This window comes from Pseudolabrys sp. FHR47, from assembly GCF_005153485.1.
GTDB lineage: Bacteria > Pseudomonadota > Alphaproteobacteria > Rhizobiales > Xanthobacteraceae > Pseudolabrys.
Map to the genome: position 1 here is coordinate 1,151,744 of NZ_CP039740.1, position 11,550 is coordinate 1,163,293.

Annotated in this window: 10 protein-coding genes; 5 read left to right on the forward strand and 5 right to left on the reverse strand. The window is 64.0% G+C overall.

What is annotated here, in order from left to right; genetic code table 11:
• The first annotated feature begins 6 nt into the window (after positions 1-6).
• Entirely contained in the window at positions 7-771 is a 765-nt protein-coding gene (locus E8Q40_RS05660) for an SDR family NAD(P)-dependent oxidoreductase (protein ID WP_137043462.1), read from the forward strand.
• Here E8Q40_RS05660 and E8Q40_RS05665 read toward each other — a convergent pair.
• A complete protein-coding gene (locus tag E8Q40_RS05665; protein ID WP_137043463.1) occupies positions 768-2,618 on the reverse strand; it encodes a TRAP transporter fused permease subunit in 1,851 nt (616 codons plus the stop codon). The genes E8Q40_RS05660 and E8Q40_RS05665 overlap by 4 nt on opposite strands.
• Before the next feature lie 91 nt (positions 2,619-2,709).
• Entirely contained in the window at positions 2,710-3,690 is a 981-nt protein-coding gene (locus E8Q40_RS05670; RefSeq protein ID WP_168197744.1) for a TAXI family TRAP transporter solute-binding subunit, read from the reverse strand.
• Between the two features lie 315 nt (positions 3,691-4,005).
• Between E8Q40_RS05670 and nadC the strand changes: the two genes are divergently transcribed.
• The 3 genes from nadC to E8Q40_RS05685 are packed head-to-tail and all read left to right on the forward strand — an operon-like array spanning position 4,006 to position 6,885.
• Positions 4,006-4,839, forward strand: a complete 834-nt coding sequence (nadC, locus tag E8Q40_RS05675; RefSeq protein WP_137043465.1) for a carboxylating nicotinate-nucleotide diphosphorylase — start codon at positions 4,006-4,008, stop codon at positions 4,837-4,839.
• A 7-nt stretch (positions 4,840-4,846) separates the two neighbouring features.
• On the forward strand, positions 4,847-5,401 hold the full coding sequence (phnN, locus tag E8Q40_RS05680) for a phosphonate metabolism protein/1,5-bisphosphokinase (PRPP-forming) PhnN (RefSeq protein ID WP_137043466.1): 555 nt from the start codon (positions 4,847-4,849) through the stop codon (positions 5,399-5,401).
• Positions 5,398-6,885, forward strand: coding sequence for a thymidine phosphorylase family protein (locus tag E8Q40_RS05685; RefSeq protein ID WP_205995701.1), 1,488 nt, complete (start codon positions 5,398-5,400; stop codon positions 6,883-6,885). Before phnN ends, E8Q40_RS05685 begins: the two co-directional genes overlap by 4 nt.
• A 14-nt stretch (positions 6,886-6,899) precedes the next feature.
• Here the strand turns inward: E8Q40_RS05685 and E8Q40_RS05690 are convergent, their stop codons facing one another.
• The 3 genes from E8Q40_RS05690 to E8Q40_RS05700 form a co-directional block, all read right to left on the reverse strand.
• Positions 6,900-7,298 carry a thioesterase family protein gene (locus E8Q40_RS05690; RefSeq protein WP_137043467.1) on the reverse strand — a complete coding sequence of 133 codons (399 nt, stop codon included), beginning with the start codon at positions 7,296-7,298 and terminating at the stop codon, positions 6,900-6,902.
• 86 nt (positions 7,299-7,384) lie between these two features.
• The gene (gene gmhB / locus E8Q40_RS05695) at positions 7,385-7,918 is read right to left on the reverse strand and encodes a D-glycero-beta-D-manno-heptose 1,7-bisphosphate 7-phosphatase (RefSeq protein WP_137043468.1); all 534 of its coding nucleotides are present in this window, start codon (positions 7,916-7,918) and stop codon (positions 7,385-7,387) included.
• 1 nt (position 7,919) lies between these two features.
• Positions 7,920-8,891: a lysylphosphatidylglycerol synthase transmembrane domain-containing protein gene (locus E8Q40_RS05700; protein WP_137043469.1), complete on the reverse strand. Its 972-nt coding sequence runs from the start codon at positions 8,889-8,891 to the stop codon at positions 7,920-7,922.
• Positions 8,892-10,300: 1,409 nt separating this feature from the next.
• Here E8Q40_RS05700 and E8Q40_RS05705 point away from each other — a divergent pair.
• Positions 10,301-11,542, forward strand: a complete 1,242-nt coding sequence (locus tag E8Q40_RS05705) for a nucleotide sugar dehydrogenase (protein WP_137043470.1) — start codon at positions 10,301-10,303, stop codon at positions 11,540-11,542.
• Positions 11,543-11,550 lie beyond the last annotated feature (8 nt).

Consider the following 11,550-nt stretch of genomic DNA (forward strand, 5'->3'; position numbering starts at 1 on the left):
ACGCCCATGAGCGAGCAGAAAAACGCCTACGCGCTGGGCGGCAAAGCGGTGATCGTCACCGGCGGATCGCGCGGCATCGGCGCACAAGTGGCGCGCCGCTTCGGCGCCGCCGGCTGCAAGGTCGCCGTGTTTTATCGCAGCGGTGCCGAGGCCGCGGACAAGGTGGTCCGTGACATCGATGCCGCGGGCGGGCAGGGCATGGCTGTGGCCGCCGATATCGCCGATCCTGACGCGGTCAAGGCCGTGGTCGACGGCGTGGCGGCAAAGTTTGGCGGCATTGACGTCGTCGTGAACTGTGCCGGCATCGCCGAATATCGGCCGTTCGAGAAAACCGATGCCGCAATGTTCCATGCGACCTTCGATACCAATGTGCTTGGCACCATCGCGGTGATCCAGGCGGCGCTGCCGCACCTGCCGTCACCTGGCGGCCGTATCGTCAATTTTTCGTCGGCCTTGGCGACGCGGCCGATTCCGACCACGGCGATCTATTCGGCCTCGAAAGGCGCGATCAACTCGCTGTCGCATGCGCTTGCCAAGGAACTCGGCCCGCGCGGCATCACCGTCAACACCATCGCGCCAGGCGTTATCGAAACCGAGATGACCGCCAAGATTCTCGAGGAGCGTGGCGCCGCCATCAAGGCGATGACGCCGCTCGGCCGCATCGGCCAGCCTGACGACATTGCCGGCGTCGCGCTGTTTCTGGCTTCGCCCGATGCCGGCTGGATCACCGGCCGGACTTTCATTGTCGATGGCGGCGTCAGTTCGCTCTAGCGTCCGAGCAGCAGTGCCAACAGCGATTCTCCGGCCAGAAGCGCCAGCCCCAAAGCGGTCAGCGCGAGGCGGGTGACGGCGCCGATCGGCTTCGAAACAAAGCCTTCCTGGGCGAAAACCAGCGCGACGACACCGGCGGTCGCCGTGACGATGGAGAATGCAATGTTCGCCGGCGCGCCGATCATGAGCACGCCGGTGTTATAGATGAAGATGTAAGGGATGATGAAGGCCACGATCGCCAGCCGGCAGCATTGCACGGCGATGACCATCGGATTGGCATTGGCGATGGTACCCGCGGCGAAGGCGGCGACCGCGACCGGCGGCGTAATCGCCGACATCGAGGCGAAATAGACGATGAACAGGTGCGCAGGCAGCAGCGGAATGTCGAGCGCGAGCAAAGCCGGTGCCGCTAGCACCGAGGCGAGCGCATAGACAGCCGGGGTCGGCATGCCCATGCCGAGCACGATGACGATGATCGTGGCGATGATCAGGGTCAGCAGGGCGTTGCCCTGGGCGAGAACGAACAGGGCCGTCGAGATCTTGCCGGTGAGATCGGTCATGGCCAGTGTGCCGACGACCAGGCCGGCGACGGCGCAGGCGACGCCGATGCCGGTCATGCGCCGCGTCGTATCGTCGAATGCGTCGATGAGCGCCTTGCCGACGGCGACTGGCCGTTTGAGGCGGACAAAAAGGATGGGCACGAGCGTGGCAAGTGCCAGCGCCGCCGAGAAAGCCGGGCGGTCGATCGTCATCACGTACCAGATCAGGATGAAAATCGGGATCAGGTAGTACCAGCTATGCCGCAGAACGGTGACGATGTTTTTCGTGCTGCTGGTGGCCGACGGCGCGAGATTGTCCGCGCGGGCGCGCAGATGCACCGCGAGGAACACAGAGAGATAATAGAGCAGCGCCGGCACGATGGCCGAGATGATGATCGTGCTGTAGGGAATGCCGGTGAAATCCGACATCAGGAACGCTGCGGTGCCCATCACCGGCGGCAGCAGCGCGCCGCCGGTCGAGGCGGTGGCTTCGACCGCCGCGGCGTAGGTCGGCGTCAGCCCGGTGCGGATCATCAGCGGGATGGTGAACGACCCGGTGGTCACGACGTCGGAGGTTGGCGAGCCTGAAATCGAGCCGTAGAGGCCTGATGACACCACGGCAACCTTGGCCGGTCCGCCGACCTGTTTGCCAACGAGACCGTTGGCCACGTCGAAGAAGAAGTCGCCGCCGCCTGCGGCATCGAGCACAGTGCCGAAAGCGACGAAGGCGAAGACCAGAAGCGCGGCGACGCTGAGTGCCGGCCCGAACAGTCCATTGGTCGTGAACACGATCTGGTAGAGCATGTCCTCGAGGCTGAGCTCGCGGTGCCAGAACGGACCAGTCAGCAAATGACCGAACACGCCATAAAGCAGGAATATGAGGACAACCGCGACCAGCGTCATGCCGATACAGCGGCGCGTCGCTTCAAGCACTAGGAGAATGAGGGCGACACCGGCGATCTGGTCGGCGAGGTTCAGCCCATCGATCATCGGCAGCCGCATTTCATAGATAGGCTGCATCAGCGTGAAATACGCTGGTATCGCGATCGAAACGATCGCCGCCGTCCACGAGAAAAGAGAGCGTCCGGTCGGCCGGTCGGGATTGCCGGTGGTGGTCAGGAAGGCGACGGCAAGAATGGCGCCGATGAACCAGTTCAGGGCGTACTGGCTCTGCACATAAATGCCGAAAGCCAGCATGAGGAAGAACGCCGTTGTCGCGACCGCAATGATCGACACGACGGTGTTTTCGAGCTTCCCGAGCTGACGCGCGCGTCCTGGCGCCAGAGTTCGCACGACTTTCGCGAACACGTTCCTATCCCTCTGGCGTCGGCCGTTTGGACGTAAAGTCTGGGGAGACGGCGACCGTGGCGGCCGTCGTCTCCTGGCGTGTCGGAAAGTCTTAGAGCAGCCCGGCGTCCTTGTAGGCCTTCATCGCGCCGGGTGCGAGACCGATCGGGCCGACGTCGGTCAGGCCCTTCTTGCCCATGCGCGCGAACGACGGATAGGCCTTGGTCAGATAGTCGAAGTGATTGATCAGGCCCTTGGTGATCGTTTCCGCGTCGGCGTCCGACATCTTGTCGGAAGCATAGAGGGCGACGAAGCCGGTCACGGTCTTTACGTCAGCGGCTTCGAACGAATAGGTCTTGGCCGGAATGGTCACGCTCTTGGTGCCGGCTTCGGCATTGATCTTGGCGATGGCCGCATCCGGGATCGCCAGCATCTTCAGCGGCATGTCGTTGGCAAGCCGGTTGAGCTGCGACGAGGGGAAGGCGAGCATGTTGAGGACAATGTCGACCTGACCGGCCTTGAGCATGTCGAGGCCGTCATTATAGGCGACGTATTCGACACGGCCGCCCCAAGCGGCGACATCCTTCATCGAGATGCCGGCAGCTTCGAAAACCTGTTCGCCGGCGATCGCCATCATCGTGCCGCGCTTGTTGAGCGCGATGCGGACCGGCTTCTTCTCTTTGGCGATCTGGTCGAGCCCGGTGAACGGAGCATCCTTGCGTGCGACGATCTGGATGGTGGCGGCCGGATCGAGCAGGGCGATGGCACGGAGGCTGGTAATCTTCGATTTGAACGGCGCCTCGCCTTTCGTGGCCCGCAGCGCCATTTGCGCATGGGCGATGCCGAGTTGGGCCTTGCCTTCGGTCACGAGGATGAGGTTCGCGGCATCGACGCCGGGTTCATAAGTGAACGAGGAGCCGGGCACCTGCTGCTGGATGGTCTGGCCGATGGCGGCGCCCATGGCGCTCCAGGCGCCGCCGACCGAACCGCCGGACAGGGTGATCTTCAGCGGATCGGCGACGGCCGTGCCGGCTGCGAGGGCCGCGCTCAGGCCGAGGGCGGCGAAAAGAGATCGCTTCAGGTGACGTTGCATCGAAATCCTCCAATCTCGTTTACAGGTTATCCCGTTGAATTCGGTCATACGAGCAGAGTGTCGGTGTGGCTTTGGCTGGCGCCTCCCCATGCGCCCCGGGTAAAACGGCCCGGCCCTTAATTCATTTGCACGCATATAATCAGTTCCTAATGGCGACCCTGTCAATCGTTATGCGCGCTCATATTCGTGGCATGTTTGCCTGCGAATTGATCGGGCTTGGCGGTGATTGACAACGCAGGGCGGCGAGATACTGTTTGTGTACAAACAAACTGCCGGACAGGGCCGTTATATCGGCCGGATGCGGGAGACAGACTGATGCTTGATCGTTACATGACCGGCCGCCTGTTCGATCTGTGGTTTGCCGAGGACATTGGCTCCTGCGATCTGACGGCCCAGTCGATGATCGATGCCGACGCCAAGGCCAAATTCCGCATGAATGCCCGCGAACCGCAGACCGTGGCCGGTCTCGAGGTCGGCGCCGCCGTGTTTCGCCATTACGATCCGACGATTGAGGTGACTCTCACCGCCGAGGATGGCGACAAGGCGGTGAAGGGCACCAGCCTCATGGTTGTATCCGGTCCGGCCCGCAGCCTACTCACCGCCGAGCGCACCGCGCTCAATATCGTGCAGCACATGTCAGGCATCGCCACCGAAACTGCGCGATTTGTCGCGGCCATTGCCGGCACCAAGGCGAAGCTGATCGACACCCGCAAGACCACGCCCGGCCTGCGCATGCTGGAAAAGCACGCCGTGTTGTGCGGCGGCGGCGCCAATCATCGTCTCGGCCTCGATGGCGGCGTCATGATCAAGGACAATCACATCGCGGTGGCCGGCAGCATCAAGGCGGCGGTCGCGCGCGCCCGGGCGGCGATCCCGTCGCTGATCAAGATCGAGGTCGAATGCGATCGCCTCGACCAGGTGCAGGAATGCATCGACGCCGGCGCCGACGTCATCATGTTGGACAACATGTCGCTCGACGACATGCGCGCCGCCGTCAAGCTCGTGAACGGACGCATTCCGCTGGAAGCGTCCGGCGGCGTGCGCTACGAAACGGTGCGCGGCATCGCCGAGACCGGTGTCGATTACATCTCCACCAGCCGCATCACCCAGGCGGCGCCCGCTGTCGATATCGGGCTGGACGAAGCATAACAGAGGCATGGCCGCAGGGACGCTCTTTCTGGTCGTGGGTCCGAGCGGCGTCGGCAAGGACACGCTGCTCGACGGCGCGCGCGCCCGGCTCAAGGACGATGCGCGCTTTTTGTTTGCCCGGCGCGTCATTACGCGCGCGGCTGACGCCGGCGGCGAAGATCATGAAGCCGTCACATCGGAAGAATTCGCGCGGCGCAAGGTGGCGGGCGGATTCCTGCTGACATGGTCGGCGCACGGTCTCGACTATGGTTTGCCGATGGCGTTGTCGGAAGCGCTGGAGCAGGGCCGTAACGTAGTGGCGAACGGGTCGCGCGCGACCATTGCCGAACTGGCGAAGCTGGTGCCGCATCTGACGGTGGTCGAGATCACCGCGCCGCCCGAAGCGGTGGCCGCGCGATTACGCGCGCGGGGGCGCGAGGATGAAGCGCAGGTGGCTGAACGCATATCGCGCACCGTGCCAGCCATGCCGGATGGCGTCGATGTCATTCGTATTGTCAACGATGTCGATGTCGCGACCGGCATCGGCAGACTGGTTGCCGCGCTGTCGGAGCCACGGTCGTGAAGCTGCGCGCGCTGCCGATCGATAGTTGGCGCGACCACATGGCCTATCTGCCGGCGGCCAGCACGGAAGTCGCGGCCGCGGATTTCCTCGGGCCAGGCCGCATCGAGATATCGGACGGCACGCGCAGCATCCGCGCCTCGGTCCATGTCATCGATGATGGACGGTTGCTCGATGCCGGCGAGATCGGCCTGTCGCGCAGCGCCTTCGATGCTTTGGGGCTGCCCGAAGGCGCTCAGGTTCACATCGAGCGCACGCCGTCACCGCAAAGTGCCGAAGCGCTGCGCGCCAAATTGCGCGGCGATGAACTGAGCGATGGCCAGATCGCCACCTTGATCCGCGACATGGTGGCGGGCCGCTATCCCGACCGCGAAATGGCGGCCTTTCTCGTCGCCGCGACGCGTGGACTGACCGACCGCGAGGTCGTGGCTTTGGCCCGCGCGCGCGCCGAGTTCACCGACCGGCTCACCTGGGACGAGCCCATGGTGGTCGACAAGCATTCCATGGGCGGCATTCCCGGCAGCCGCATCACCATGATTGTGGTGCCTTTGGTCGCGGCGCATGGCCTCGCCATCCCGAAGACGTCATCCCGCGCCATCACCTCCGCCGCCGGCACCGCCGACGCGATGGAAACTTTGGCGCGGGTCGATCTGACCTCGGCCGATGTCCGCCGGGTCGTCGCCGAGGCGCGCGGCTGCGTTGCCTGGAACGGCCGGCTCAATCACTCGGCCGTCGATGACGTGATGAACGCGATCACCCGGCCGCTCGGCCTCGACTCGACGCGCTGGTCGGTGGCGTCGATCTTGTCGAAGAAGCTCGCCGCCGGCTCGACCCATGTCATTATAGACCTGCCCTATGGCCCGCAGACCAAGCTGAAAACGCAAGGCGAGGCCGCCGAACTGGCCGCGTTGTTCGAGCGCATCGGACAGGGGCTCGGCCTTGTCGTCGAGGCACATGCCACCGACGGCTCAAGACCGATCGGACGCGGCGTCGGTCCAGCGCTGGAAGCGCGCGATATCCTGGCTGTGCTCGACGGCGAACCGGACGCCCCGGCCGATCTGCGCGAAAAGGCCTTGTTCTTCGCCGGTCGCATTCTCGCCTGGGATCCGAAGATCGGCTCGCAGGAGGTGGGGCAGGAGCGGGCCCGCGATCTTCTCGCGTCGGGCGCCGGCAGCGAGGCGCTCGAGCGCATCGTCGACGCGCAGGGCCGCCGGCAGCCGCCGGTCCTGCCGGGCCCTTATATTCACATGGTCAATGCCGATCGCTCCGGCACGATCGCCGGCATCGACGGCTGGACCGTGGCCGGCTTGGCACGCTTGGCAGGCGCGCCGAGCAACCTCTCCTCCGGCCTCGATCTCATGCATGATGTGGGAGACTCAGTAAGAGCGGGCGAGCCGCTCTATGTCATCCACGCCGGCACCGAGTCCGATCTCGCCACCGCGGCGAATGCGGCTGCTGCCGCGCACGGCTTTCTGATCAACGGCTAAGTCTTCGGCGGCAATTACTTCGGTGGTTTGGAGGCGAGTTTCGCGGCGACGCGGCCGAGATCGACCACCATGCGCTCATGCGTACCCTTGCCGATCTCCTCGATCTCGTCGCGCGCGGTGACATCAAATTCAAGCCGCCGGCCGTCGACTTTGGTCACCACTGCCTCGGCCGTCACGGTATGCCCGGCGGGCGTCGCGGCAAGGTGCCTCACGTTCACCACCGTGCCGACCACGCTTTCGCCGGGCTCGAGATAATCGCGCACCGCGTTGAGCGCGGCATTCTCCATGATCGTCACCATCATCGGCGTGGCGAAGACCGGCGGCAGCACCGCGTCCTTGAACTGGCTGGCCAGATGCGCCGGCGTCACGCGCAATGTATAGGTGCCTTTGGCTCCGACCGGGACGGGACGCATGGGCAATTCCTTGTCGTATATTTGCCTGCCACTCTCTAACCTATCTGGAGCCCGCCCGATACAGCGATCCCGGTGATGAAACCGGCTCAGGGTGAGGCGATCATCCGCCGCACCAGGTCGGGAAGACGATCGGTCGCGGCGTTGAACAGAGCGCTGCGGATGCCGAAGGCGGTCGCCGCCGCGACGTCGATATCCTTGTCACCGATCATGAAGCTGCGCGCGCGGTCGATGCGCCAGTCGCGCGCCGCTTGCTCGAACATGCCTGTGCCGGGCTTGCGGCAATCGCAGTGCATCGTGAAGGCTGCGACCTTGCCGTCAGGATGGTGCGGGCAATAGTAGAATGCGTCGATACGAGCGCCCTGAGCGGCAAGCCTGTCTCGCATATGGTCGTGCAGCGCGCCAACGGCGGCTTCATCGTAATATCCGCGTGCGATACCGGATTGGTTCGTGACAACAATAACGAGATAGCCGGCGTCATTGAGTAGACGGATCGCTTCCGGCACGCCGTCGATCCACTCGAGTTGATCGACGCGATGGACATATTCATGGTCGACATTGAGCACGCCGTCCCGGTCGAGGAAGGCGGCAGGCCTGGGCAACTCCGGGGCCGGCGTCGCCATGTCAGGTGTTTCCGCTCGCCGGACTGGTGGCGATGGTGGCGGTCTTCGGCCGGCGCATCCCGCCGGCCACCCAGATGACACCGCCGATCGCGCCGATGACGAAGAAGGTGATGCCGATCAGAACGGAAACGACGAGGCCGTCGCTCTGCGGCAGGCCGGCATAAGCAAAGGCCACGATCATGCTGCCTTCGCGTACGCCCCAGCCGGCGATTGAAATCGGTACGGTGGCGATGAGGATAACCGGCGGCACCATGAACAGAAGCAGTTCGAAGTTCACCGACGCCGATACCGACTGCACCATGCACCAGGCTGCCAGCACCGTCATCAGATGGACGATGAAGGACAAGGCAAGGATGATCGAAAGCGTGTGCCATGAGCCGCAGATGCGCCAGGCCGTGCGCGACACTTCGACGAGATGGCGCGTCGGCGACCAGTGCAAGAGGGGCTTCCAGCGAATCCTGCCGATAGCCAGAAAGACCAGAGCGCCGGCGATGGCGCCGAAGCCGATCAGAACGAGCACAAGGCGGGCCACCGGATCCTGCACCAGTGTCAGCGTCCACGGCAGGCAGAGAAACACGATCAGCGTCAGTGCAAAGATGCCGGCCACCCGATCGATCAGGACCGAGTAGGTTGCACCGGCCCAGCCGCCTTCTTCGCGCGCCAGCATGTAAATGCGTGCGGCATCGCCGCCGACCGTGGATGGCAGCACCTGGTTGAAGAAGGTCGCGATAAAGCTCACCCGCAATATGGTCGCATAGCGCGGCGCCAGCCCGCAGCCTTGTGCGATCATCCGCCATCGCGCAGCCAGCAGAAACAGTTGCGCCGCCAGAATGGCGAGCGACACCGCGATCCAGCCGGGATGCAGTCGGCTCAGGCGCTCGCCGAGCGCGGCAAGGTTCACCGACCGCAGGGACAGATACAGCAGGAGGATCGAAATCGCCGCTTTGGCGAACAGCATCAGTGAGCGCCGCATGGGCGGGTTAACCTTGGGCGGAATGACCTTATTGGCGCGACCTTCGGCGAATGGCTGCCGCGACCGGGACGGCCTCGCTTGGCACGCCCGCCGGGGCCGCGCAAGAGCTTGCTAAGCCATTGTTCGATCGAGGGCTTCGCGCCACCGCCGGCTTGTTCGGCGAGCTTCGATCGCAGCGCTGCCGCCGCTTCGTCGATTCAGTTTTCACACAGCGGACGCGCGTCATCGCCCGCATTCTTTGGTCGGCCCCGGGCAGGCCGCAGTCCCAAGTCCCATTCCATCCCCGGATTTCGCTTTCGCTCATCCGGGCTACACGCTCTCGATAAAACGAGGGCGCGCGGAACGCCGGGGCTCGAACAGCCCCGCAGCTCTGTGCACGGTGTTTGTAGAAAGTGCACAGACGTCGTCACCACGGAATTGCCGAGCCTTTGGCGTTCCGCGCGCGGTGTTTCTAGGTTTGCTCCGCACGGCCCCCGGTGGACCAACCTTTCAGGCGGCCCTTCTTCGAAGGACGGCCTATCCACCGCTTAAGGGCCGAGATACAGGCTTCTTCGGGCTCTCCGTTCCGGGCCGCTGTTCGAGAACCCTGGTGTCGAGTTCTCTCCGGCGGGACCGGAATTTTCCTGCCCTACGACGCACAATCGTCAGCCCGTGATGCGCGGCGGGCGCATCGGGACCGAGCGGCTTGGACCGCCGGGAGGGGAATTTGCGCCGCATCTCCGACGCCCCGTCCCGGCCACCGCTCCCCGCCCCAGCATCTGGAGACGCTGATCAGACACCCCTCGCTAGATGGGGCGGGATGGATGGGAATATAGGGCTATTAGGAATATAGGTCAAGGGATAAAGTCAGGCGTGCGGGATTTTTCTGCCCTCCTCGCAAGGGGGAGGTAAGGGCGGTGCGCGGCCGACCTTTCTTCACCCTTCTCGGAGGGAGAAAGTAGCGTGCCGCAGGAGCAGCCAGTTTCAGATTAGGCCACGATGACGGCCAAGGCGTTCTGAAGCTGTTTGAGCTCTGCCATGATGAGTTCGTCCTCTGACTCTGTGGCGCTGATCGGCCGGCCCAGCGAGATGCTCAGACGCGCTTCCCTGCCGCCGTAATTCAGAACCACGCCAACGGATGAGGGGGCAATTCCGCTGACCAAGGGGCTCTGACGAACGAACTTCCACGATGGCCTCAAACTATGCATTTTTTACCCCAAGTTACGGGGTATGTGTTTACAACACACACGTGGTGGTTGCAATCCGTATGTGGGATGTGGCGCGTGAAACCGGGCATGCGTTCCCCCATACGACCCATTGCGAGCGGGGCCGGGACGGCCTATGCCCTCCCGGCTGCGGCCGGATTTGTGCCCTTCGGTCATGAACGGAAATTCGCTATATTGGTCCGGGCTCTAGCGTACAGGTGATCTTTGAACTACGCCTCCAGCACCCCCGAGGTCTCGGCCCGCCAGGGCGACACGACGTCCGACATCACGGTCGTCGGCGGCGCCGGCCATGTCGGCATCCCGCTGGTGCTGGCTTTCGCCGAGGCCGGGATGACGGTCAACGTCAACGACCTCAACGAGGCCACGCTGGCGACCTTGCGGGCCGGCAAGCTGCCTTTCATCGAATACGGTGCCGCGCCGCTGCTGGCCAAGGCGCTGGCCGAAAACAAACTCATCTTCACTTCCGCGCCCAATGCCATCCGCGGCACCGGCCCGGTGGTCGTGACCATCGGCACGCCGGTCGACGAGTTCCTCAACCCGGTCACCTCGGCCGTGCAGAAATGCATCGACGACCTGCTGCCGCATATCAATGACGAGCAGCTCATCGTCCTGCGCTCGACCGTGTTTCCCGGCACCACCGACTGGCTGCACGATTATCTCAAGCGGCTCGGCCGCAAGAACCGTATCGCTTTCTGTCCGGAGCGCGTCGTGCAGGGCTACGGCATCAAGGAACTGGCGGAGATGCCGCAGATCGTCTCCGGCACGACTCCCGAAGCGGAAGCCGAGGCGGTGGCGCTGTTCAATCGCATCGCGCCGGAAGTCGTGACCACCAAACCGCTCGAGGCCGAGCTCGCCAAGCTCTATGCCAACGCCTATCGCTACATCGAGTTCGCCGCGACCAACCAGTTCTACATGATCGCCAAGTCGGCCGGCGCCGACTATTCGGCGATCATGAAGGCGATGAAGCACAATTATCCGCGCGCCCGCACGCTGCCCGGTCCGGGCTTCGCCGCCGGTCCGTGCCTGTTCAAGGACACGATGCAGCTCGCCGCCTTCGCGCGCAACCAGTTCAACATCGGCCACGCCGCGATGCAGATCAATGAAGGCCTTGCCCTTCACATGATCGAAGACCTCAAGCGCCAGTTCGATCTGTCCAGCATGACCGTCGGCCTGCTCGGTATGGCCTTCAAGGCCGAGATCGACGACGTGCGCGCTTCGCTGAGCTACAAGATCAAGCGCACGCTGCTGACGAATGCCCGCGAGGTGCTCACCACCGATCCCTTCGTCACCACCGATCCGACGCTGCTGCCGCTCGACGAGGTGATCAGGAAGAGCGATCTCCTCATTCTTTGCACGCCACATTCGGCCTACAAGGAGCACGATTTCTCCGGCAAACCGGTGGCCGATATCTGGGGCTGCCTCAAGAATGCGAACGTGGTCTATTGAGCCACGGC

Bases quoted from the DNA above. Each gene is read 5' to 3' on its own strand.
- E8Q40_RS05700 (WP_137043469.1), bottom strand. From the start codon at position 8,891: ATGCGGCGCTCACTGATGCTGTTCGCCAAAGCGGCGATTTCGATCCTC.
- E8Q40_RS05660 (WP_137043462.1), top strand. From the start codon at position 7: ATGAGCGAGCAGAAAAACGCCTACGCGCTGGGCGGCAAAGCGGTGATC.
- phnN (WP_137043466.1), top strand. From the start codon at position 4,847: ATGGCCGCAGGGACGCTCTTTCTGGTCGTGGGTCCGAGCGGCGTCGGC.
- gmhB (WP_137043468.1), bottom strand. From the start codon at position 7,918: ATGGCGACGCCGGCCCCGGAGTTGCCCAGGCCTGCCGCCTTCCTCGAC.
- E8Q40_RS05670 (WP_168197744.1), bottom strand. From the start codon at position 3,690: ATGCAACGTCACCTGAAGCGATCTCTTTTCGCCGCCCTCGGCCTGAGC.
- E8Q40_RS05690 (WP_137043467.1), bottom strand. From the start codon at position 7,298: ATGCGTCCCGTCCCGGTCGGAGCCAAAGGCACCTATACATTGCGCGTG.
- nadC (WP_137043465.1), top strand. From the start codon at position 4,006: ATGCTTGATCGTTACATGACCGGCCGCCTGTTCGATCTGTGGTTTGCC.